19 protein-coding genes are annotated in these 24763 nt (G+C 51.4%); 15 read left to right on the top strand and 4 right to left on the bottom strand.

The annotated features are described in order from the left end of the window. Positions 1-392 precede the first annotated feature (392 nt). Entirely contained in the window at positions 393-1325 is a 933-nt protein-coding gene (locus ACSHSR_RS06735) for a porin (RefSeq protein WP_054745024.1), read from the bottom strand. A 292-nt stretch (positions 1326-1617) separates the two neighbouring features. On the opposite strand from ACSHSR_RS06735, the gene rdgC reads away from it, so the two are divergent. Then, positions 1618-2529 carry a recombination-associated protein RdgC gene (gene rdgC, locus ACSHSR_RS06730; protein ID WP_025889123.1) on the top strand — a complete coding sequence of 304 codons (912 nt, stop codon included), beginning with the start codon at positions 1618-1620 and terminating at the stop codon, positions 2527-2529. 50 nt (positions 2530-2579) lie between these two features. On the opposite strand, the gene ACSHSR_RS06725 is transcribed toward rdgC, so the two are convergent. Next, a complete protein-coding gene (locus ACSHSR_RS06725; RefSeq protein WP_071239249.1) occupies positions 2580-3467 on the bottom strand; it encodes a LysR family transcriptional regulator in 888 nt (295 codons plus the stop codon). 93 nt (positions 3468-3560) lie between these two features. Between ACSHSR_RS06725 and ACSHSR_RS06720 the strand changes: the two genes are divergently transcribed. Beyond that, entirely contained in the window at positions 3561-4748 is a 1188-nt protein-coding gene (locus ACSHSR_RS06720; protein ID WP_083390402.1) for an MFS transporter, read from the top strand. 59 nt (positions 4749-4807) lie between these two features. Here the strand turns inward: ACSHSR_RS06720 and ACSHSR_RS06715 are convergent, their stop codons facing one another. Further along, complete coding sequence (locus ACSHSR_RS06715; protein ID WP_479631363.1) at positions 4808-6622, bottom strand: M61 family metallopeptidase; 1815 nt, start codon at positions 6620-6622, stop codon at positions 4808-4810. A gap of 128 nt (positions 6623-6750) precedes the next feature. Between ACSHSR_RS06715 and ACSHSR_RS06710 the strand changes: the two genes are divergently transcribed. The 10 genes from ACSHSR_RS06710 (at position 6751) to ACSHSR_RS06665 (ending at position 16470) form a co-directional block, all read left to right on the top strand. Next, the gene (locus ACSHSR_RS06710) at positions 6751-8898 is read left to right on the top strand and encodes a tetratricopeptide repeat protein (protein ID WP_221055281.1); all 2148 of its coding nucleotides are present in this window, start codon (positions 6751-6753) and stop codon (positions 8896-8898) included. A 160-nt stretch (positions 8899-9058) separates the two neighbouring features. Next, positions 9059-10615, top strand: a complete 1557-nt coding sequence (locus tag ACSHSR_RS06705; RefSeq protein ID WP_025889111.1) for a GGDEF domain-containing protein — start codon at positions 9059-9061, stop codon at positions 10613-10615. A 35-nt stretch (positions 10616-10650) separates the two neighbouring features. Continuing rightward, a complete protein-coding gene (gene ppnN / locus ACSHSR_RS06700; RefSeq protein WP_025011997.1) occupies positions 10651-12006 on the top strand; it encodes a nucleotide 5'-monophosphate nucleosidase PpnN in 1356 nt (451 codons plus the stop codon). After that, positions 12003-12785, top strand: a complete 783-nt coding sequence (gene xni, locus ACSHSR_RS06695; RefSeq protein WP_335922608.1) for a flap endonuclease Xni — start codon at positions 12003-12005, stop codon at positions 12783-12785. Before ppnN ends, xni begins: the two co-directional genes overlap by 4 nt. A gap of 20 nt (positions 12786-12805) precedes the next feature. Then, entirely contained in the window at positions 12806-13222 is a 417-nt protein-coding gene (locus ACSHSR_RS06690; protein WP_101059837.1) for a DUF3192 domain-containing protein, read from the top strand. A gap of 231 nt (positions 13223-13453) precedes the next feature. Then, a complete protein-coding gene (locus ACSHSR_RS06685; protein WP_025011994.1) occupies positions 13454-13993 on the top strand; it encodes a hypothetical protein in 540 nt (179 codons plus the stop codon). Positions 13994-14041: 48 nt separating this feature from the next. Next, entirely contained in the window at positions 14042-14326 is a 285-nt protein-coding gene (locus ACSHSR_RS06680) for a hypothetical protein (RefSeq protein ID WP_107005293.1), read from the top strand. A gap of 6 nt (positions 14327-14332) precedes the next feature. Then, on the top strand, positions 14333-14608 hold the full coding sequence (locus ACSHSR_RS06675) for a hypothetical protein (RefSeq protein WP_107005292.1): 276 nt from the start codon (positions 14333-14335) through the stop codon (positions 14606-14608). Positions 14609-14788: 180 nt separating this feature from the next. Next, on the top strand, positions 14789-15208 hold the full coding sequence (locus tag ACSHSR_RS06670; protein WP_208190764.1) for a DUF3192 domain-containing protein: 420 nt from the start codon (positions 14789-14791) through the stop codon (positions 15206-15208). Positions 15209-15897: 689 nt separating this feature from the next. Beyond that, positions 15898-16470, top strand: coding sequence for an imm11 family protein (locus ACSHSR_RS06665; protein WP_208185345.1), 573 nt, complete (start codon positions 15898-15900; stop codon positions 16468-16470). A 489-nt stretch (positions 16471-16959) separates the two neighbouring features. Here ACSHSR_RS06665 and ACSHSR_RS06660 read toward each other — a convergent pair whose 3' ends face one another. Then, entirely contained in the window at positions 16960-19812 is a 2853-nt protein-coding gene (locus ACSHSR_RS06660; RefSeq protein ID WP_335922607.1) for a prolyl oligopeptidase family serine peptidase, read from the bottom strand. Positions 19813-20067: 255 nt separating this feature from the next. On the opposite strand from ACSHSR_RS06660, the gene ACSHSR_RS06655 reads away from it, so the two are divergent. The 3 genes from ACSHSR_RS06655 to ACSHSR_RS06645 all read left to right on the top strand — a co-directional run bounded on the left by ACSHSR_RS06655 (position 20068) and on the right by ACSHSR_RS06645 (position 24672). After that, entirely contained in the window at positions 20068-21075 is a 1008-nt protein-coding gene (locus tag ACSHSR_RS06655) for an isocitrate dehydrogenase (RefSeq protein WP_025011991.1), read from the top strand. Between the two features lie 798 nt (positions 21076-21873). Next, positions 21874-22968 (top strand): ISAs1 family transposase, encoded by a 1095-nt coding sequence (locus ACSHSR_RS06650; protein ID WP_109248997.1) that lies wholly within the window; start codon positions 21874-21876, stop codon positions 22966-22968. Between the two features lie 270 nt (positions 22969-23238). Beyond that, on the top strand, positions 23239-24672 hold the full coding sequence (locus ACSHSR_RS06645) for a hypothetical protein (RefSeq protein WP_479631362.1): 1434 nt from the start codon (positions 23239-23241) through the stop codon (positions 24670-24672). Positions 24673-24763 lie beyond the last annotated feature (91 nt).

Genomic DNA, 24763 nt, shown 5'->3' with positions numbered 1-24763 from the left:
GATTAAACACTTGAAACTGGAATGAAAAGCTTACCAAAGAGCCGTTATTGACCGCCACGAGCAACAATCTCACTGCAGCTGAATTTATATTACAAGTCTACAACAAACAATAAGTTAGCCTTAACTTAACCAAGTGCTGCCGCGGCTCCCTGTTAGGCCAGGCGCGAATTATCTTTCAGGTACACGGCACTGACACAATTTCCTGACAACTGTTTTCACACTGCAGGAACGCGCCCAAGAGCCGTTCGGCTGAGTTGGCTGGATTCATCCGCAAAGGCCGAAGGCAAGAACCAACAGCAGCGCGACAAAGAGCTACCTCAATACGCCTCCTGCCTACAAACAGTGCAAACAAAAAGGAGGCCCAAGGCCTCCTTCGCTGCAGCTGTGGTCGTTTAGAACTTGTGTTCCAGACCAACACCTATGTACTTGTCATCATCGTCCATATCTTCCATGGAGCGATTGGTGTAGAAGGCAAACAGCTTGGTAGGCTTACCCAGCTTGTAGTCGGCACCGATAGACCAGGAATCACCCTTGTCTTCCATGTCCTGCCACTGACCTTTGAGGGTCACCGCGTCAATCTTGTAAGCCGCGCTCAGCAGGTAACCGTTCTTGCTGTCACCGTCCACTGACTTTTCTTCCTGCTGGTACATACCGCCCAGGATGAAGTTGGCCAGCTTGGCCTGTACTGTGGCGCGCAGAACATCGTAGCCCTTAACTTCAGAGTCGTAGGCAATAGAGGCGAATACTGCGCTCTTTTTCAGATCCTTGTCACCGTACATGGCGGCAACAGAGAAACCATCTTCACCGTCTTGTGACTTGGCGGCTTCGGCAGCGTAAGTGGCACCGACTTTAAAACCACCGAATGAAGGCGACAGGTAAGTCACTGTTTGCTCGATACGGTTTTCACCCTTGAACAGGCTCTTGAGGTCGCCTGACAAGTCGTTGAACTGGTCCACTTTACCTTGAGACACTTTCAGCATGGTGTCGTTACGACCCACAGAGATGGCACCGAAGTTACCTTTCAAACCAACAAACTGGTTACGGGCCAGGAAGTTGTCTTTGGCATCATCGCCTGTGTCTACTTCGTATTCCACTGTGTAGAATGCTGCCAGGTTGTTACCCAGATCGAATTCGCCCTTCACGCCAAAACGAGAGGCATTGCTCTGAACCGTGGTTTCAGAATCGTCAGCACCGGCCTCGTCGTTGGACTGAACAGTAACATTCAGCTTGCCGTAAACGGTCAGCGGCTCGGCTGCGTGGGCAGAGGCCAGAGAGACTGAAGCGATAGCTGAAGCGAGTAGTGTTTTGCAAAATGCGTTCATCATTAATTCCTTTCGACGTTCTCTTCGTCTTGGTTATTGGTTTGGAACGAGCGAAAGTGTGCAACGAGTCTGTTGCAGTTTTATTTCATCTTTTAACCTGTTGGCTTCATTGGCATCAAAGACCAGCCCAGCCACCGGTAAAAGCCCGTCACCACAGGGCCTCGCGGCAAGCGAAGGGCTATATGACATTTTGGTTAAATCTGCCCAGAGCGAAAAAATCTGTGCTAGCAGGGCGGGTTTACCTAGAGGAATTCATGCCTTACACTGCGGCTTTATTTTTCAAAGAGCGCCTGTCATGTGGTTTAAAAATCTCACCGTATATCGTTTCAACAAACCATTTTCCACCGATATAGAGGCACTGGAGACGGCCCTTGAGGGCTTCACCTTTTCTCCCTGCTCCAGTCAGGACATCAGCAAGTTCGGTTTTTCCAAGGCTTTGGGCAAACTGGGGCACACCCTGGTTCACAGCGCCAACAACCGCCACCTTATCTGTGCCACCAAAGAGGAGAAGCTGCTGCCTTCTCAGGTCATCAAAGAAGCGCTGGAAGAAAAGGTGTCGCTGCTGGAAGAGGAAGAAAACCGCAAGCTGACCAAGAAAGAGAAAGATGCGCTCAAGGATGAAATCACCACCACTCTGTTGCCAAGAGCCTTCTCCCGTCGCAGCCAAATCAAGGCACTGTTGCTGCTGGATGAGCAACTGATCCTGGTAGACAGCTCCAGCGCCGCCAAGGCCGAAGAACTGCTGGCCTTGCTGCGTAAGGCGCTCGGCAGCCTGCCTGTGGTACCAATGAGCACCAAGACACCGATTGAAGTGCAAATGACCGAATGGCTCAAGCAAGGCAATGCCCCTGCCCCCTTCACCATTCAGGATGAAGCCGAGCTCAAGTCTGCCGCCGATGATGGCGCAACCGTGCGCTTCAAGCAGCAGGATCTGGGCGAAGAGGAAGTACTGGCTCACCTGGAAACTGGCAAGCAGGTGCATAAACTGGCACTGCACTTCGGTCAGTCCATCGCCTTTGTGCTGCAATCCGATGCCGGACTGCGTCGCCTCAAGTTCTCGGAAGAGTTCCGCGCCGCCACCGATGATGTTGCCGGTGAGGATCCGCTGGCCAAACTGGACGCCGACTTTGAGCTGATGAGCAGCGAACTGGTTGCGCTGATGCTGGCACTGGTCGACGCCTTGGGCGGCGTTGAAGACAGCCTGTAATCGCTATCTCCAAGTAAAAAGGCGCCTGATGGCGCCTTTTCTGTCTCCAGCTAACCGCCCCACTGGTCGAGCAGTGCCTGCCGCAACACTTCGAGTTTGGCAGAGTGCTGCCTTGAGGGTTGATAAACCAGAAAAAGAGGATGAGGACGAGGTGCATAGGTTGGGAGGATTTCCTGCAATTTGCCTTGCTGCAGTGCATCATCAACAAAATAGCGCATCAGTTGTACCACTCCCGTGTCCAGGCAGGCCGCTTCCAGCAAAGGGTCACCGTGATCGAGTATCAGGTTGCCGTCAAAATCATACTCCAGTTGACTGCCACCTTCACTGAAACGCCAACTGACAGGTTTACCGCTCAGCGGACTTCGCACCCGCAAACAGTTATGCTGCCTCAGCGCGGCGGGCGTATCGGGTGTACCGTGAGAGGCAAGATACCCGGGCGAAGCCAAGGTCGCCCATTCAAGTGCCTTCAGCGGTCTGGCAATCAGGCGTGAGTCCTTGATTTCACCCGTGCGGATGACGGCATCGAATCCTTCATCAACCAGATCCACCAACCTGTCGGTCAGTTCCATCTCTATCTTGAGCTCAGGGTAACGGGCCAACAGGCCTGACACTATGGGTAATACCACGACTCGACCAAAGGCCGATGGGGCGCTGATCTTCAGCAATCCCTTGGGCAGACAAAGATTCTCCTGCAGCGAAATCCTGGCTTCTTCGAGCCCGGAAACCAGTGGCGCGCAGCGGGCGAGAAACAGTTGTCCATCTGGGGTGAGGCTCAGGCTGCGGGTATTTCTGTGCAGTAGTCTGACTCCCAGTTGTTGCTCCAGGCGACTGACAGCCCGGGACAGTCCCGACTGAGTCAGTCCCAACTGCACCGCGGCTTCGGTAAAGCTCAGACATTCCGCCACCTTGATAAATTGACGCACCGCATTAAGATCCATGACTTTATTCATTTCTAAAAGGAATTTATGAAATTTATCAAACTTAAATCATAAGTAATACTGCAACCACCTTAATCTTTCAGCTAAAAAATCATGTCAAAGTCACTGCCTTTTTCTATCTATCTGCTGGCACTGGGTATATTCAGCCTTATCAGCTGCGAGCTGCAGGTGCTCGGAATGATGCCACAGTTGTCCGCCTCACTTTCCCTGTCGGTTTCCGAAGTGGGTTATCTGGTCTCCTTTTACGCCGGCGCCATGGCGCTGGCCGGCCCTGTGCTAACCCTCTGCCTATCTGGCCGGCCGCCGAAACAGGCCCTGCTCATTCTCTACAGTCTGTTTTTACTGGCCCAAGGGGTTGCGATTATGGCGCAGGACTATTGGCTGCTTGTGGTCACCCGGATCATCATAGGCGCAGCCGCAGGCGCTTTCTTTGGGATCACGGTCGGCCGAGTCGGCGAGCTGGTACCCGAAGCGCAAAAAATGCGCGCCATCGCAGTGCTCTTGGCCGGGATCATGCTCGGCACTATATTGGGCCTGCCTATGGCCAGCCTCAGTGCCGAGTATTTTGGTTGGCGCACTGGGTTCTTTCTGGTCTGGCTCTGCGGCTTAATGGCCGCACTGCTCAGTGTTCGCTTCTTGCCTTCACTGCCTTCCCAGCCGCCACTGCCACTCAAGGAGGAACTCAAGGCTTTTGCCAGCGCCAGACTCTGGGCCATCTATGCCACCAGTTTCTGTATTATCGGTACCACTTATGCTGCGTTCAGCTATTTTGTCCCCATTCTGTCCGAGCTGGCGGGTTTCAGTAGTCAAACTATCACCCTTTTACTCTTTGGTTATGGCTTGAGTATGTTGCTGGGCAATCATTTGGTGTCCCGCTTATGTGGCCGCAACGACTTAACACTCCAGGCGCTGGGATTGCTGCTGCAGGCGTTATTCCTGTTGCTGCTGGCCCAAGGCAGTGAGTACCCACTATTGGCAGCGGTGGCGGTACTGGGAATAGGTTTCAGCGGTGTCAGCATGAACCCCGCCATGGTGAGCCGTCTGATGCAGCTTCCCCAGGGCAGCCGGGCACTGGTTAATACTGTGCATACTTCGGTTATCACCCTGGGTGTCATGGGAGGCAGTTTTATCAGCGGCTATGCGCTCGCCCGGGGAGCCAACCTCTATGCCCCCATCTGGATTGCCATGCTGATTGCGCTACTGGGATTACTGAGCCTGGGTCTGCCTCGGCTTCTGTCTGCAAGCTCCCGGGTAGAAGTCCCCTGCGCTGAGATAAAATAAGCGCCATAAAAAACACCGGCGCACCTGAAGATGCGCCGGCGTTTTCGGGACAATCAGACTCAGGACTTATAGTTACCCTGAGCGTCAAACGGCCAGTCTATGCCAAGCCAGGCCTTGAAGAAGGCTTTCTGGGCGCGGCTGACTCTTTCCTTAGGCTTAATTTGCAGCTTGCCGGATTGCTCTGAGGCCAAAGTCACACGCCGCTCTATGAGCTTATCGTCGTGGAACAGGGTCACAGTCAACTCATCACCCGCGTTAAAGTCGGCCAAACGTTTGGCGTAGCCTTCGGCGCTGACTTTCAAGCCATTGATAGCCAGCAACTGATCGCCGGCGACTATGCCCGCCTGCCAAGCTGGGCCACCACGCTCAACACTTTGCAACACCAAAGAGCCGGAAGTGAGTGTCATACCGGCAAAGGCCTGCTCCTTACTGTCTTGGCCATAGGCGGTCTTAAGCCCTGCCTGACTCAGCAGTTTGTCAAAGTCCAGCACCAAGGGGGCATTGACATGGCTCTGCCACCAAGGCTCATAGTCCTTGCCGGATAAGTTTTTCAAAATACGCTTCACATCCGTGACATTGTATCCCTTGGGGACCTTGTGATCACGATAAAGACTCCGGTGCACATCCCGGTAAGACACCTCTTTGTCTGTGTTCTGCAACAGTGAGAAATCCAGTGCCAGCGAAGTCAGATAACCTTCGGAGTAGATGTTCACACTGTGGTTGATGGCGTAATCGCCGCCTGTGCTGACCCACTGACCGGCACTGGCCTCGGCCACCGACTGAATTTCCCGCCCCGGTTTATGTTGATTGGCATTGACCCGCTTGGCCAGGTCCTCCATAAACTCTTTCGGCGTCATGATCCCGGCACGCAGCAACAACTGGTTTTGAAAATAACTGGTAGAGCCTTCCGCCATCCATAACAGCTCGGTCATATTCTCCTGCTGATAGTCGTAGGGCACCAGTCCCTCCGGGCGATAGGCCTTGACGTTCCAGGTATGAATAAACTCATGGGAAGCCGTGCTGATAAAACGCAGGTAATCCTGGCGCTCACGGAAGTTGAATCTCGGCAGCTGGATAATGGTTGAATTCAAATGCTCGGTGGCGCCGCGGGCCCCCGAGGTGGCGTGCACCATATAAACATAACGCTCAAAGGGATAGTCATCCCAAATGGCCGCCGCCGTACCGGATAACTTACCGAGATCGGCTTCTATCTGCTCCAGGTCATAGTTACCCTCGCCCCAGACCACCAGTTCATATTGTTTGCCATCGGCCTTGAAGGCGCGATGCTGACTGAGCCCGGTTTCAATCGGCGAGTCGACCAATACATCATAGTTGGCGGCCACAAACGAATGGGGCTTATCCGCCGCTGCCATTCCTGAGTAACTGCGCCAGTCGGCCGGCACATCCAGTGTTACCTTAAGCGGCTCTTGGCGAAACTCGGGGCTGTACATGAATACGCCGCTGGCATCCAGAAACGCATGGCTGACATCAATATGCCTGACTCTTTGCCCCAACTCGTTGGCATAGAGTTGATAGCTGACGGTGACCGATGTTGGCTTGGACAAAACCACAGTCCATTCACCGCTGGCACTGCGCTTCCAAGGCAGGCTGTTGCCCTGCTCGTCCGTGGCATGAAAACGGCGAACCCCGTCCGCCAGCGGCAATACCTGATACTTGCCGGTGCGCCAAACCGGCAGATTGACCTTGAGCTGTTGCCCTGAATGTTGCGGGAAAGTGACCTTGACCTGAGCCAGATGATGTTCCGGGCTTTTAAGATCTATCTGATAATCGACGTCAGCCCAGGCTGAAGATGCCATGCCCAGTGTTGTCAGTAGGGAAGAGTAAGATATGATTGACAAAACAGCGGATTTCACTCGTAATTCCTTCTTATGTCATTGTTGTTATAAAATCGGCCGAGTATAACAATTCGGGGCGGTCACCTCACCCGTTGCTAATAAAAGCTAACAATTAAGTCCCCGCAGAATGGGACAGAGGCAAATATATGTACTTTTTCAGGGTTATGTTCATCGCATCCATGCTGCTTATGGGTCTGGCGCACGCCGACGAACTGGATGATATAGAGATAAGTTTCAGGGAGCAGCCCAGGCAGCTCCACAGCACTGTGGTCAGTTCACTGCCCGAGTCGTTGCAATATCCTTCGCTTGAACAGTTTCAGTCCAGCGCATTGGAAGTGGGTTTTGCCCCGGATCAGCTGATGGACAAACTCATTCTGCTGGCTCGGCTGGATCTGGATGCCCAGGTGCTGGTTCCCGGGCGGCTGGAACAGGCACAAGATATCATTGAGCAGTTGAAGATCATCGCCCGCAGCGACTATGAAAAAGCCGCCCTCTATAATCTTGAAGGCCGTTATCTCGGCCGGGTCGACCAACAGTATGAACAAACCGTCGCCCTCAATCAGCAGGCGCTCGAGCAGTTGGGCGATGCCCAGGACAAACGCAGCCAACTGCTCAGGTATGTCATCTACGAAGATCTGGGTACAGTTAACCTGATAGCCAAACAGGCTATTCCGTCTCTGAACGCCTACAACCTGCTCAGAGATACCGCCTACCGGCTGCGCAATGACTACCTGATAGCCAATGCCGAAGCGGCTTTGGGCAAGTATTACAATATCAACGGCCAGCGCACCAAGTCGCTGCAGCACTATACCGAGGCCTTCCGTTTGGCCAGCCGTTACAACCATCCCAATCAAAAGGCACTGCTGCAGCTTAACCTGGCCAAGCTGTACCGGGACATGGAACAGTGGGATGAAGCGCTGGAATACGCCCACGGCGCCGCCGACGCTTATAAAGCCATGGGTTCCGGCTCTTTCCTGTCCCATACCATGACGGTTATCGCCATGGTGTATGGCAACACAGGCGAGTGGAACAAGGCGATTGACTACTACCTCAATGCCCAGCAGATAGATGCCGAGCTGAAGAACTTCATCGCTCAGGGGCTTAACTTCCACAACCTGGGTGAGGCTTATTTCCATTTGAACGACTATCAGGTCGCGCTCGACTACCTGTTCCAGGCCAACGAAATATTCAAGGACAGAAAGAGCAACCACTACCTGGTTTATAACGAAATGCTGATAGCCGAGGTGGGCCAGGCCATGGAGGATTGGCCTTTGACCATGCAGCACGCCATAGAAGCCTTGCGACTGGCCAAGTTGCTGGAATTGCCGGATGAGCAGATAGAAGCCCTTGGCTACCAAACCGCGGCCTACAAGGCGCAGGGTAAGTTTCAGCAGGCACTGGCAAGCCAGGAGGAAAGCATCCAACTGCAACAGGCCATGTTGGAAAAAGAGCAGCAAACCACCTCGGACGTTAATTCATCCGCCGTCACAGAGCAGAAGCTGAAACTGGAAGTGGGCCAACTCAGGCAAGATCAACTGCAAAGACAAGAAGCACTGCATACCCGTAATATTCTGCTGGCAATCAGCCTGGGGCTCTGCCTGCTGTTGCTGGCATTGGCGATGCAGCAGTATAGATTGCGCAAACAAATGGCGAAAAAGAACCAGGCTCAAAAGGCGAAAATGCAACTGGAGCCCATGAGCGGCCTGCCCGGCTATCGTGCCTTGCTTGGCAGTATTTCAAGTAAAACCAAAGGCCTGGCGCTATTGTCTCTGGAGCAGGAATTCAACTCTGACTTCACCTTGGGCAACAGCCTCGCGGCGCCGAGACTGGTGCAGCAAGCCGAGGAGATTGCCGCCCTCACCGGCGCCAAGGTATTCCTGCTCAGACCCGGCCTATTTGCCCTGACCCTTGCCGAAGACACTGGCCCGGCCAAACTTTACCACCGGCTCAGTGCCTGGCAATTCCAGGGGCAGATGCTCAAACCGGCGCTGGGTTATATTCCGCTGCCGCTCCTGGGTAACCCGGATATCAAGCTGTCGGTGGAAGTCCTGTTTGAAACGGCGCAATTGGCCCTTGCTGGTGCCATCAGCCTGAAAAACAGCCAAGGCAGTTATGTCGGTTTCAGTACTTTGGACTTCACCCCGGCAGCCATCTTCTCGGCCCCGCTCTATCTGCAATTGCAAAAGAGTATTATCCGCGGCCTGATAAGAGTGGAGACCAATGGTGAGAAAGATAAGATCTGCTGGCCGGAGTCACAACAGCAGTCCAGAGCCGAACCTGTGTCAATAATTTGATCTGAACGACAAAACTTTGTCACAACAACTGGATGGCAGATTTGCACTCCTGCCGGATTGCGATACCATTTAGAAGTGTCTGGAACTGGAGTCATGGGGTTTTCTAGCCACTCATGACCCGACTATAGATTCGATCGCGCATCGAAGGAAAATTACAGGAATGAAGGACTCAAACGCAACGGTGTCGCAACTAGGTGTACTCAAGCAGAAATTGCATTCCACCAAAGCCGCGTTGGATGAAATGAATGAGGACAGAAATGCCAAGCTGCAGGCGTTGCTGCAGTTTATTGGTCACCTCAGTCTGGCCTGTAAGGGGCAAAACCTGGAGCTGGACAATAAACTGGCCAAGCTCAGACATAACCTGGGAACCTACGAGCGTATCGATGATGTGTTGCCGGATCTGGTCGAGGTAGAGCGTCTGCTCAAGGGGCAATACCATCATGTGATGGGCCAACTGGAAGAAGGCCGCTCCAGCCTGAGCAAATTCAGCCGCCAACTGCAACGAGTCGACTCCATGCCTGAGCGCCTCAAAAAAGAGGTCAGCTATTTCAAGCAGGAGCTGGGCAAACCTTTCCATACCGTCTGGGATTATATTCCCAAGGTCGAGCAACTGGTGGGGTTTTACGAACAACTGCTGGACAACCAGTTTGAATCTGAGTCCCCCATCGCGGTACTACCCAAGCACAGACAACTGGGTCACGAGCTGGCGCAGATGATTTCCAACATAGAGTTTCGCAAAGATCAGCGTGACCAGGTGTTGGTAATCAAAGAGCAGCTGGCCTCGGCCGAGATAGATATCGATGCCCTGCTGGAGGCCTATCAAACCATACTCTCGCTGCTTTTGGACAACATAGCCCGCGAAAAAACCGCCTCACAGGAGTTTCTGTTTGCCCTCAACGACGCCCTGAGCGCCGTACGTGAAGTGGTCAGCGACTCTTATAACCAATCCCAGCGCAGCCATCAGCTCAAGAGCCAACTGAATCGTGAACTCAACGCCCAGGTAGACAATGTCGGCGAGTCATTGGTGGATATTGAGGATATTACCGAGCTCAAGCAGCAGATCAGCGAGCAACTGGCCGCCATTCGCGCCAGCCTGGCCCGCAAGGAAGCGCTGGAGCAGAGAGAGCAAGCCTTGCTGCGCAAGTCGATGGAAACCATGCGTAAAGAGCTGAGCGACCTCTCCAGTGAAGCCACCACCTATAAGGAAAGGTTGTTCGAGCAGCAGAAGCTCAATATGCTCGATACCCTCACCCAGCTGCCCAACCGCGCGGCCATGGAGGAGCGGATGGAGCAGGAATACCGCCACTTCCAGCGCAACAAACAGCCACTGTGGCTGGCGGTAGCCGACATAGATCACTTCAAGTCCATCAATGACAGCTTTGGCCATACCACAGGTGACAAGACACTGCAGGTTATCGCCATGGCGTTGAAAAACTCCCTGCGTGACACTGAGTTTGTCGCCCGTTACGGCGGTGAGGAGTTTGTTCTCATCATTCCGGATGTTTCACCCAAGGATATAGAACAACTATTGAACAGAGTGCGCGAAAAAATTAAAAATATTCCTTTTAAATTTAAAAATCAGCGTATTACAGTTACAGTATCCATAGGGGCCGCGCAGATATTGGATGGCGAACACATCCAGGAAACTTTCGAACGCGCCGATGCGGCCCTCTACAAAGCCAAACATGAAAGCCGTGACAGAGTCATTATAGATTGACAGCAATGACTCCTGTTTCAGCTCAAGGAGTCGTCATGATAGTCAGGATCAGTCCCCGCGGCAGTATGGATCAACTGTCGCAACTGGAGGCAGACCGCCTCAAACAGAGTGCCAAGAGTGACCTTTACCAACTCTACCGTAACTGCTCGTTAGCCGTATTGGCCTCGGGACAGCAAACTGACAACGCCAAGGAACTGTTTGACCAATTCCATGACTTTGAAATCAACGTGCTGCGCCGTGAGCGTGGCATCAAGCTGGAGCTGGTTAACCCGCCGGCCAGCGCCTTTGTCGATGAGCAGATCATAGTCGGCATTCAGGAGCACCTGTTTGCCGTGCTCAGGGACATCATCTATGTCAGCAACAAGTACGATGGCCTGAAACACATCAACCTCACCAACGCCAGCCATATCACCAACGTGGTGTTCGACATTCTGAGAAACGCCAGAGCCATTACCCCGATGCAGGATCCCAATGTGGTAGTCTGCTGGGGCGGCCACTCGATAAACGACACCGAGTACAAGTACACCAAAGAGGTGGGCTACCAGTTGGGGCTGAGAATGCTGGATATCTGTACCGGCTGCGGTCCGGGAGCCATGAAAGGGCCAATGAAGGGCGCCGCAATCGGCCACGCCAAGCAGCGTATTCATAACGCCCGTTACATAGGCCTGACCGAGCCGAGCATTATCGCCGCCGAGCCACCCAACCAGATAGTCAATGAACTGGTAATTCTGCCGGACATAGAAAAACGCCTGGAGGCCTTTGTGCGCCTGGGGCACGGTATCGTCATCTTCCCCGGCGGCGCCGGCACCGCCGAAGAGCTGCTCTACCTGCTTGGCATTTTGCTCAACCGCGAAAATGCCGATATTCCTTTCCCGCTGGTGCTCTCCGGCCCCAAGGAAAGCGAAGCCTACTTCCGCGAAATCGATGCCTTTATCGGCGCGACGCTGGGCGAGCAGGCGCAGCAGAAATACCAAATCATCATAGACGACGCCCCCCAGGTGGCGCGCATCATGCGTGCCGGTATGGAAGAGGTTAAACGTCACCGCAAGCAAACCGGTGATGCCTACCAATACCAATGGAGCCTCAAGATAGAGCCTGAATTCCAGCTACCCTTTGTGCCCACTCATGAAGTGATGGAAAACCTTAACCTGCACTTCCAGAGCAATAAGGCTGAGCTGGCGGCCAACTTGCGCAAGGCGTTTTCCGGCATAGTGGCGGGCAACGTCAAGGCGGAAACCATGAAAAACATCGAGCGTCATGGTCCATTCAAGCTCAAGGGCGATCCCGAGCTGATGGCCTTAATGGATAAACTGTTGGGCGCCTTTGTCAGCCAACAAAGAATGAAGTTACCGGGCACCGCCTATGTGCCCTGTTATCAAATAATGAAATGAACCGACTGCTGATTATTGATGGTATGAATCTGGTGCGCCGCCTGCATGCGGCGCAGCCGGATGAAGCCGACATGCAAGGGCTGACCGAGCGCAGCCGCAATGCCTGCCAGAAGCTTATTCGCCAGCACAGCCCCACCCATGTGGCTATTGTCTGGGACGGCGATGAAGAGTCCTGGCGCAAACGCCTGTATCCGGATTACAAGAAAGGCCGCAAGCCCATGCCCCAGGCATTGGCCGATGGCCTACCGGTGCTGAAACAGGCGCTGGCAGAAGCGGGGATTGGCTCCATCAATGCACTATCGGAAGCCGATGATGTTATCGCCACCCTGGCAAGCAAGTTGTGCCTGCGCGGTGGCGAGGCGATTATCGTCTCCACCGACAAGGGCTTTTGCCAGCTGAGATTACCGCGTTTGCTGCTGTGGGATCACTTCAATGGCGCCGCCATGGATATTGCCGCGCTGGAGCAAAAACTCGGCATAGAACAGAGCCAACTGCTGGACTTTATGGCCCTCAGCGGCGACAGCGGCAACAAGATCCCCGGCATCCAGGGAATAGGTCCCAAGACGGCCGGCGAACTGCTCAGAAGCTTTCGCACCCTGGCCAATGTCTACAATGCGCTCGATACTTTGGGAGCCAAGCAAGCCAAAAAGTTAACCGAAGGCAAGGAGATGGCCCGCCTCAGCTATCGGTTGGCAAAACTGCGCACGGATCTCGAACTCAATATTCGTTTGAACCAGTATAGAGTCAAAGAAAACCAAGGCTCCAAGAGCTCAACTTAAGCAATAAAATGGAAAACTGTATGAAAGGTAAGGCCCCCGTAGTTATCGGCAGCATCTTTATCGCCTATCTGGTCTTTGTTGCCGTGGTCATCCTCTTCTATGAACCTAAACCGGAAGATATGAGCTGGGAAGACAGGCAAGCCTATAACCAGTCTAAAGTCACTGAGTTACTGCTGGGACAAACGCTGGAACAAACCATTGAAACCCTGGGTAGAGCCGATTTCAGCGAGGCCATGCAAACCCATGGCCAGTCGCTGCAGGTGCTCTTCTACCGCACCCAGCATGTAAAATCCGACGGCAAGACCACCAAAGACGAATGTACCCCTCTGCTGTTTGCCGATGGCCGGCTCCAGGCCTGGGGGGAAGACACTTATCAGCAGTATCTGCAGCAACATATACAGCCCCAGCAGACAACACCCAAACAGACACAGGAATAGCGAAACGGGCTCACACATAGGCTTGGGGAATTCTTGCAAAGGACTAGGGCCATTTGCCGCGAACCACGCCTTGCATCCAGGCCCGTAAGCCGACGCAGAGCACACATGGGACTTGTTCGCACCTTCCTGCGCCTAAAGCCTTGGTCGCCTTATCGGCTGCTCGTTATTTTTAAAATCTTTTCCAACTGACCCGCTCATTCCCGGTAAAGCAGTTTAAAGGAGTAAACAAGTATGAATGACTACCTGATTTTTCACCGCCGCCAATTCTATCTGGAGCGGAACTGGCTGATAAAAGCCAACACGCCCCAACGCCCGGTGGAATATGGGCCGGATCTGGTGGTGGATTTTGCCCAGTGCCCTCGTCTGTTCTTTGCTGAACCTTTCGCCGACATGCTCTCGTCAATGGAGCCTTTCGGGGTTGAGCGTATTAAAAACCCCTACAAGCCGGATGAAGATATGTATGCCGAGATAGACATAGGCACAGTAGACGAACTGGATTTCATTGATGAAGTGCTCTATGCCTATTTTCATGTCTTCAATCGCTATGATGTGCTCGATATCGACCACACCATCTGGAACTCTGAATCACCCGCCATCGACGCAATACGAACCCCGGTGCTGGATCCGGCCAAATTGGCAGCCATTCCGCTTGAGCAGCGATTATTGTTCAAACTTGACCAAGACCCCTCCTTCTTGCTGGTACACAACAGCGTAATGGACAAGCTGACCGCGGCCAATTTGAAAGATGTCTGGGTGCGCTGGAGCGAATAACGCCAAGGAAGAAACCGGGGGACATGATTCATATCAACAACGAGTATTTTGTCCTGTATTGTGGCAGCGGTGATATGTCATCCCCCTTATACCGTCTGCAGTAGAGAGCATTATCTTATTTACCGGGGTCCAACGTCGCTGCGCGAGCCCATCTATGCCGAATCGCCGGCCGATGAGGAGGAAAATATTCCCCTGGTTGACGCCATGGATCTCGACGGTATGCCTATGGTAACGAATGCCATAAAGCGAGAGCTCGACTATCTGGACATCTACCAGCTGCAGCTGTTGCTTGTATGCTACTGCCCTGCCGATGAGAGCGAACACCTCTATTGAGCCGTAATGCTCGACAACAGCCTCGCAGGCTATGACTTTGACAACAGCCAATCTATCCGCCGGCAAGCGGACGACTCGGTTTCCGCCATCAATATTCGCCTGGACGCCGACAAACTGCTGGCCATCCCTTTTACCAAACGACGGATGTTCGAAGTCAAAGGCATGAGATCTACCTACATAGTGCATGAGTCCGTGGCTGAGAGACTCATAGCACTCAATGCCAACGGGTTACATCTGGTGCCGTTGCTGGAATGGGACATGGGCTTTGGCTTCACCATCTAAACCAGGTGTTCTGTGACCTTTGCCCGGCCTGGCAGCCGGGCAATAATCGCGTACAGACAAAACATATTACAAACATACTGTTTACATTGGAGCTATCGCGAGTATCTTATATCACTCAATACAGAGTGAGCCGTCTTGCTCTGGAGTGAACCCAGGTTGAGCAATAAACGGAATAACAGCATGAAAAGTAAGGCACCTGTAGTTATCGGCAGTATCTTTATCGCCTATCTGGCCTTTGTTGCCGTGGTCATTCTCTTCTACGAGCCCAAACCGGAAGACATGAGCTGGGAAGACAGGCAAGCCTATAACCAGTCTATGGTTTCTGAGCTGCAACTGGGGCAAACACTGGCGGAAGTCACCCAAACCCTGGGCAAAGCCGACTTCAGCGAAGCCAAGCAAACCCATAGTCATTCGCTGCAGGTCCTCTTTTACCGCACCCATCACAGTAAATCAGACGGCAAGACCACCAAAGATGAATGCACCCCACTGCTATTCGAAGATGGCCAACTGCTGGCCTGGGGCGAAGACACTTACCAGCAATATCTGCAGCAATATTCGCCGCCGCAAGTGCTATCCAAGGCCCCTGCTCAACCCGAATAACGGCAGAAAGCCCGCAGTTTAAGGAAAGGAAAACCAAGGGTAGAATCAACCTGTTCTAGCTCCCCTTCTGCCCAGCAAAAAATGTTCAAATTCATAATTCATTCCCGAAGAGTTTGCCACCTTGCGTACGCCGCACCTTTTTATCCGGGATTGATGATTATTCAGGCAATAGCTACGAACACAATCGAGACTGGGTTGAATCGCATCTATTGAAACTGGCAGTAGCATTCGCCATTGTTCTGTGTCCCTTTGCGGTCATGTCCACTCACTGCATTTGGTGCTCAGGATTAACCACTGAATGGGCACTGGAGCAGGTTGTACAGCGTTGACGCCGACTTTACAGCACTCCCCTGCTATCCCGGCATTTTCTCCGCTGTGAAACACTTTCTGATATTGAATATCTCAGTTTTCAGCAAACTAAAGTTAATATTGGATGTCTTTGTTTCTTGTTTTAGTTAATATTGGGTGTCTTTTGCTTCTTTTTTCTTTCGAGCCAGCACGAAAAGACGAATTACCCAATTCCAGCAGAATTATGCGTGTCAACCTTCTGTCGGTGAACATTTACCAAAGAAAGGGCTGTTTAAGTCAAGACTGTGGCCCCGATAAGAGCATTGATCAAGACGCTGGTCAGGCAAAAGAGACTTTTGTAAGCAGCAAATGTTTATGATTGATGAAATTTTGAGGACAAAATGATGGAAGTTGCATATATTACCGAAGATTTTAATGAAGGAGACTCTTTCTTTGAGTATGATGATAAAAGATCTTTCTTTTATAACAAGGATAATGACTTTAACCCTACGTCTATTTCAGAGCCTATAGTTTGGAAAGATAACGACCTGGATCATATTGATGCTTTAGACTTAATAAAACTAGGTTGCTTTAATGTTACCAAGGAAATTGCTCATGTTATAATGAGTTTTGACCCGTATGGCATAGCTTTCTACCCCGCCAAACTCGCTTGTGCCGGCCAGGATACATCTAGCGGGCGTTACTTAATAGCTGTAAACAATATTGTTGATGTAGTTGACGAAAACAAAAGCAAAAACGTTTCCAAGGCAATGACTCAGCATTATCTTTCCGAAGATAAAATAAAATCGCTTCCACCATGTAGACAACACGTATTCAAGCCCAAAGGAATGAGTAAAATTTTCTTTTCAAAAGAAATATTTGATGCACTTCACAACATATATGAAGAAGGTAAAATCAAGACCAGTTTAATTGCTTACACATTTGACACATCTGAAGAGTGCCCAAATATTTAACAACATTGGGTATCTTTTTTCTTTAGCCGTATCTGTTTTGAGAAAATTGAGCAAGATAAGAATGTCGCGCGCAGTGTTAAATTCTGGTGAATCTTGGCTAAATAGATATAAAGTAAGAGAAAGGATATCTGTGCAGTTGAATAAAATGGAGATTCATTAGTCAAATGATAGCCAGATTTACCTTTCGGGCGATGAAGTTTCAGGCAACATGTTTGGTCTTCTGGGAGTTGCTATCGATAAAATTTGACAATGTAATTTCCGAGCAAGTAAAACGCCGCTCTACAAACAATAAAACCTTAATTACTGCAGACAATAATGAGGAAGCATCAGTCGGTACACAAGGCGGGCTCGCTTTTGCCCAACAACGACTGCCAAAGACAACACTTAACATCCCAAGTCTGCTTGAGTACGCATCGCCCTACCCTATAAACAGAAAAAAGAGGCGACCAATTGAGCCGCCTCTGTGAGTTATTTGGGCAGAAATGGAGTTCAGTCTTCCGCCTTGGGCTCGCGATAGGCTTCGCCCTTTTCAAGCCACTCGGGGGCCTTGGCACCCTTGAGGTAATGATCGAACCAGTCTTTCATCCGCACACTGTAATCCAGCTTGTTGGGATACTTCTTCAAGTGGTGCGGCTCGTCCTGATACTGCAGCAAGACCACATCTTTTCCGGCGCGGCGCATTGCCAAGTACAGTTCAACCCCTTGTTCCCAAGGCACGGCATCGTCTTTGTCACCGAACATGATCATCATCGGCGTTTGAATGCGGTCGACATAGAACACAGGGGAGTTTTCTATGTATTTCTGCGGCGCGCGCATCAGGCTTTCACCGATACGGCTCTGGCCGGTTTCATACTGGAACTGACGAGCAAGGCCGGTGCCGTGACGTATGCCGCTGTAGGCACTAGTCATATTGCTTACCGGGGCACCACTGACTGCGGCCTTGAAGATATTGGTCTGGGTCACGGCAAAGGCTGTCTGGTAACCGCCCCAGGAGTGGCCCTGAATACCGACGGCATCCGGATCGGCGATCCCCATGTCGATAAGCTTCTGCACTCCGGCGGTCAATGCCTTGACCGAGCTGATACCGGGATAGCCGACTTCAAAGCGGATATCCGGCAGGAAGATGGCGTAATCATCGGCGGCATACCAGGCAAAGTTGGGCCTGTGATTGATTTTCATGTCCGGGAAGGCGTGCAGGCGATCGCTCATAAAGCGGTAGAAATACACCAACACAGGATAACGCTTGCCACTTTGATAGTTGGCAGGCTTGATTAACACGCCGTCCATTTCACGGCCATCACCGTCGCGCCAGTGCACCAGCTCTGACTTGCCCCAGGGCAGTTTGCGGCGCTGGGCATCAAAGTCGGTTTGTTTGACCGCCTTGGCTGGCTCAAGCAAAGCCGAGCTGTAGAGATCCGGATAGCTGTCGTAACGCTCCTGACTGAACAGCAAGGTATCACCCTTGTCGGCCCTAGCCAGCACAGACAGCTTGTTGTCTTTGGCAAGCAGCGGCGTCAGTTGAGCCCGGCCGATAACCGCACGGTAAAAACCGTCGGCCTTGGTCTTGTGGCTATAGCCCTGCAGCAACACAGCCTGGTTACGCGCCACAGTGGCCGGATAAGCCTTGTCTGGCTGGGCCAGTGCTTCAATACGCAGACTTTGCTGCTGCTTGCGGCCCTCGCCACCTGTCAGCATAAAACCGTCGTGGGAGCGGGTATCAAACTGCCAGATATCGTATTTGTCATACACCAGCAGGCCTGAGTCATCCTCGAGCCAGGGGCCGAAGCCATAGCCGGGCGCCGCAGATGGATAATCATGATCTTCGTCGGCGAAGCTGACCTTGAGCTTGCTGCTGAGGTTATGTTTGCGACCGCTGGCCACATCATAGAGATAGATGCCGCCCTGCTGATAAAAGGCCAGGTATTTACCTGCCGGTGACAGGGTTGGCGCACTGCCGCTGGGCTGTTGGGTCAATACCCGGGTCTTGTGGCCGGTATTGATATCCACCAGGTAAAAGTCCCGATAGAAACCGGCCCAGGTTATCATCTTGCGATAGGGAATATCCGAGCTCCCCAGCAGCACCCGCTTGTGTTCGCTCAGCTCAATGTCCGGCACCTTGCGGTCGGCCAGTTGCACTAGGTTGCGCGAACCAAGATGCAGCACAGCCAGATAAGTGCGGCTCTGCTCTTTTTCATACTGTTTGACTTCATTGGGCTTGATCAGCGGATCATCCCCGTGCCACAGGCGCAAATCCCGCTGGGCACTGACCAGCTCGGTGTCGTACAGGTCACTGCTCTGCTCCACCTTGGGAATTTGCAGCTGCTTGCTTATCTCAGGCACCCGGCCGAAGAACAGCCGCTCACCGTCGGCCGAAAAGCTCAACTTGGCATGACGATTAATGAGCCAGCCCTTGCTGTCGCCCTTGCTCGGCAATATTTGGCTCAGTTTACCCGACTCTCTGTCGTAGAGAGACAAGGCATAGGGGCGCTCATTCGCATCCAGCGCCGCATCTCCTCGGGTATAGGCAAGATAGCGGCCATCACGGCTCAGTGCCAGGGCACCAAACTGCTTGTCGGCTTGGCTGCTGACCGATTTGAGTTCAAAGCTGCGGGTATCGAGCACAGAGATGCTATGACTATTACTTGCACTGTCGTTTTGCGCCAGTGCCAGCACACTGCCGTTATAAGCCAGTTGCCAGGCGGTCACATGCTCGAAACGCTGTGACTTGCCGCTTGCCAGCGACAACAGCTCGAAACTGCTGCCGGCATCCAGTTTCGGCGTTTTGGCTGCTGGAGCATCGGGGGCGGATGCTTGAGTGGCTACTTTGGCTGAGGCCTCTTTGGCATCAATGCCGTTTGCCTCTGCGCTCTCTTTGCTTTCTTCATCGGCTTCATACCAGATAGCCAGCAAAGTACCATCTTCGCTGAAGGCATAAGACTTGACCCGCTCAAAGCGGCGCTGCTCACCTGTGGTGTTATCCAGCAGCAACAGGCCTTTTTTCAGCTTCTTGCGCGCCTTGGGAGCAAGCTTTTCCGATTCCAGCAGCGAAGGCGCCAGAGTAAAGGCGGTATAAAGGCCATCGGCTGACAGCTGCGGCTTGGAGCCACCGGCGACATCATAAACCTTGGTATTGGCCAGTGACTTGACCACACCACGGCTGTCGCCGCGATCCGGCGCGACACTGTAGGCCAGCACCTTGCCTTGTGGGTCGAGAACCTGATCGGTAATCGACTCAAACTGCATTATATCCTTGAGGGTCAGTGAGGGGCTGCTCTGGGCACTGACTGCGGTCGCGAAACCGGCTGACAGCAACAGCAGCGATGCTAAGGGCGTTAACTTCAAGATCGTCCTCTTTTTCATTGTTGTTAGACTAAAGTAGACTTTTTATTTTGTTGGCGTTCCATCATGGTCAGACGCCGACTTTTTAGCAAGTCAGCCTACAGAAAAAAGCGTGAGATTGCTCACTATTTCCTGTGAAAATGCGTTGAATGTGTATAGAATAGCGGCGATCTAAATCACAAAATTCTCAGTCGAAAACCGTGTCACTGACATGGTCTGATAAATAGCAGTAACGACCAACCGTGGAAGGACCTCTCCATGTCAAAAAGAACTATTACCGTGATCCCTGGTGACGGGATCGGCCCCAGCATTATCGACTCAGCCCTTAAAATTCTCGATAAGGCGGGGTGCGACTTTGAATATGAATTTGCCGATGCCGGTCTGACTGCTCTGGAAAAACACGGTGAGCTCCTGCCTCAGCGCACGCTGGATCTCATCGAGAAGAACCGTATCACTCTCAAAGGCCCATTGACAACACCTGTTGGCGAAGGCTTCACCTCCATCAACGTAACCCTGCGTAAGAAGTTCAGCCTGTACGCAAACGTACGTCCTGTGCTTTCTTTCAAGGGCACCCAAGCCAGATATGAGAACATAGACATCATCACAGTGCGTGAAAACACTGAAGGTATGTACTCAGGCCTGGGACAAAAGTTGTCTGAAGACGGTGCCATTGCCGAAGCCACCAGTATCATCACCCGTCAGGGTGCCGAGCAGATTGCTACCTTCGCCTATGAACTGGCTCGCAAGGAAGGTCGCAAGAAGGTGACCATAGTCCACAAGGCCAACATCATGAAGTCGACTTCAGGCCTGTTCCTGAAAGTGGCCCGTGAAGTCAGCCAGCGTTATCCGGATATTACTACCGAAGAGATGATTGTTGACGCCACTTGCATGAAGCTGGTAATGAACCCGGAAAACTTCGACGTGATAGTCACCACCAACCTGTTCGGTGACATTCTGTCTGATCTCTGCGCCGGTCTGGTGGGTGGTCTGGGCATGGCCCCGGGCGCCAACATCGGTAGCAACGCCGCTATCTTTGAAGCGGTTCACGGCAGTGCCCCGGATATTGCCGGCAAAAACCTGGCGAACCCAACTTCAGTGATCCTGGCATCTATCCAAATGCTGGAATACTTGGGTATGTCAGATAAAGCCGCCGCCATTCGCGCTGCCGTTTCTGCGGTTATCGAAGAAGGCGACCGCACTACCCGCGATCTCGGTGGTACCCATGGCACCACTGACTTCACCCAAGCCGTGCTGGATAGACTCTGATCTAATATCAACCCAGTAAGTTGCTAAAAAGGATGACCCAAGGTCATCCTTTTTTATGCCTGTGTTGGCAGGCAATGGGAAACATCCGTCGCCGGAGGCCCAATTAGCGACTTTTAGCTGGAAGCTATGATAGCCGCTGTGCCAGCGGCTTAAAGTCGTGGTGTTCCACACCACACCGGGCAAGGGGTTTTGCTTGTCCAAAGCCCCTTGCATCCCCAAGGACACCCCGACGTAGCCGAAATCCCCGCTGTCTTATGAAGCAAATTGGCTACACTCAGGACTCGCATCCTTCCTCGACCTTCGAGCCTCGACATCCCTGTCTCGGCTATGCCAATTTGCAACAACGCCAGCGGCGGCTCCGAAGGGGGAATTGGTGCAATTTTGTTAGCGCTGAGTAGCTTGAAACATCTGTAATGCAAACACCCGGCATTAGCTGGGGGAAGTCACTTTAGGTTTCAAACCCAGTCAATTCTGTTGTAAAAACAACCCAAATCAGAGTTTTGTTGCCTTTGTCAAAACTTGACCTTTGGCTAATTGTTTTCAAATTCAGTACTGGGTATTGTATAACCAATTCAAACGCTTAGCTTTAGCACTTCCTTAAGCTTAAGGCCAGAAGCAGCACTTTTCCGTTTTCAACGGAATGCAGGGACGAACAGAGTTTGGACCCGTGCGGTAGCCATGGCTTTACTTAACGTTTTTTGTAAGGCCTGGGTTGTACCAGGGCGGGATCCCACTTTAAATTGAACTTTTACGGTTGGTCATGATCTGATCTGCCTTGCCCTTAATCCACAGATGACCATGACCCTTTTGAAACAACTAGAACAGATTACCGATCCCCGTAAGGACATCAATCTAAAGCATAATTTAGTGGATGTGGTGTTCCTGACACTCAGTGCTATCCTCAGCGGTGCGACTGGGTGGAAGTCTATTCAGGAATTCGGAGAAGAACAGCTAGATTGGCTCCGTCTGTACCGAAAATTCGAAAATGGCATCCCTAAAAGGCATTGTATCAGTAATATAATCAAAGCATTGGACAGCGAACTGCTCCTTCAAGCCATATTTGGCTGGATCAATGAGCAACGGCAAACGGAAGGGAAAACCGTTATCGCGCTGGATGGAAAAACCCTGCGCGGGGCGTGGAGTGAGGATGCTAAGAATGCACTCCATGTTGTCAGCGCATTTGATGTCGGCAACGGCATTACACTTTACCAAGACAGTTCACATTCTAAAGGGAAAGAAGCTGAAGTCGCCCGCAACATGATTGATGCTATGGCACTGGATAATGCCGTTCTGACGCTGGATGCACTGCATTGTCAGGTGTCTACCATGAACAAAATTAAACAGGGGAACGGTGATTTCATTATTCAGCTCAAGTCGAACCAGCCGGGATTATTTGAAGCAGTCAAAACCAGCTTCAGTAAAGCGTATGAGCAGCCAGAACTGGCTATATTTGAGCAGTTCAACATGGGTCATGGCCGCAGGGAGCGCCGAACAGTCATGCAGATAGAAGCAGAATTATCAGCGGAACTTAAGAAAAAGTGGCCGCACATCACCTCATTTATCGAAGTTGCCAGTGAACGGACAGTCGATGGAATAACATCATGTTCTTCACGCTGGTATGTCAGTTCCTTACCGCTCAATGCCGAAGAGGCCGCGAGGACTATTCGAGAGCATTGGGGGGTAGAAAATCAGCTCCATTGGGTGCTGGATGTGGTCTTCCGCGAAGATGCGCTGAAGGTAACGGATCCTGATGGCGCAAAGCATCTCGCCCTATTTAACCGAGCGGCTCTGAGTGCGATAAGGCAGCACCAAGGCAAAAAAGACAGTCTGGCAGGTAAGCGCCGCCGTGCTGGTTGGAGTCCTACATTTCGCTCAGAGTTGTTATTTGGTTAAGATATAAACAAAGTGGAATCCCGCCCTGTGGGTTGTACGGCTTGAAGCCGCTTATGGTAAGCACCTCAGAACTGATTTTTATACAGTATTATTGACGTTCCGGGCAAAATGCCGGGAATTTGCAGCTAAGCTTGCGCGTTATTTCTGTAATATTGCAGGAAATACCATTAAATTCATAATGTTAAAAAATACAGCTGGTAGATAATAGGTTTAGAAAACGCGCATGCGCACTATACAGCTGTTAGCTTCATATCCAACATCGAGTAAACCATGAAGAAAGAAGAAGTAATTGGAACAGCATCAGGTGCGATTGATAGCGCTGAAAATTACGCTGACAATGTAGTTTTGGGAGCAAGCCGTGGGCATGGATTTGCAGCAGAAAAAGCAAATCATCTAAATGATGTTTTCTCAGGTAAAGACGCAAAGATTATCGGCGGAGATAATGCCAAAAATGGTGCAGATCGTTTAGTCGATGGAGTTAATATACAAACAAAATACTGCAAGACTGGTTCAAAGTGTATCAGCGAGTGTTTTGAAAATGGAGAGTTTAGATATGTAAACTCTGATGGTTCTCCTATGCAGATTGAAGTCCCTTCGGACAAGTATGATTCTGCGGTTCAAGCAATGGAGAACAGAATTAAAAATGGTCAAGTACCTGGTGTATCTGATCCAGAAATGGCCAAAGACATTGTTCGAAAAGGAGCATTTACTTACGAACAGGTCAGAAACATTGCAAAATTCGGAACGATAGAAAGTCTAACTTACGATGCTGTAAATGGCATTCGGCTTGCTGGCACGGCTATGGGAATCTCGGCTGCCGTTTCATTTGCTGTTGCCTTGTGGAGTGGCGAGGATTGGGAGGAAGCTTTAGAAGGTGCTTGTTATACAGGATTAAAAGTGGGTGGCGTCGCATGGGTTAGCAGCGTGATTACTGCTCAACTAGGTAGGACGGGCATAGAACAAAGTCTAAGAGGCGCTACAGATTGGGTTGTCCAACAAATGGGGCCGAAGGCTGCCTCTTGGATTGCAAACGGTCTGCGATCTGGTAATTCTATCTATGGTGCTGCAGCTATGAATCATGTGAGCAAGCTGCTAAGAGGTAACATAGTAACAGGGGTTGTAACTACTTTGGTAATATCTTCAGTCGATTTTGTGCGACTGTTTCAAGGAAAGGTATCTGGCGCGCAGCTCTTTAAAAATGTCGCAACAACTGCTTCAGGTGTAGCAGGAGGAACTGGTGGTTGGATGGCTGGTGCAGCAGGTGGAGCAGGTGGAGCAGCAATTGGCTCAGCCATACCTGTTATTGGTACTGCCGCAGGTGGAATAATTGGTGGGTTGCTTGGAGCTTTTGCTGGAGGTACTGCAGCCTCTAAGGTAGCAACCACTATACTTGATGAGTTTATCGAGGACGACGCAAAAGAAATGCTTTCTATTGTTGAGAAGGTTTTTGGCGATCTAGCGTTTAACTATCTATTAAGCGAAGAAGAAGCAAAAGAAGCAATAGATGAATTCAAGTCTGGTGATATTCCTGATTTTCTGAGAGATATGTATGCTTCTGATTCAAGAGTATCATTTGCAGAAAGAAAGTTAGAACCAATAATTATTGAAATTGCCAAAAATAGAAAGGTTATTTCATTGCCAACAGAAAAAGAGATCCTTAAGAAAGCTGGCGAGGTAATAGACAGCTTAGCCGAAGCAGCATGAAGCTAACAAGTAAATCCAGGTGACGCCTACGGCGCACCTGATTTAGGCGTTGATATGATTCCCATTGTCAAATAGGTAAAAGTGTCCTTAC

It is taken from the genome of Shewanella sp. VK101 (assembly GCF_056497865.1).
Note: the sequence above shows the minus strand (reverse complement) of the source record. Positions and strands in the feature narration are given on the sequence as shown.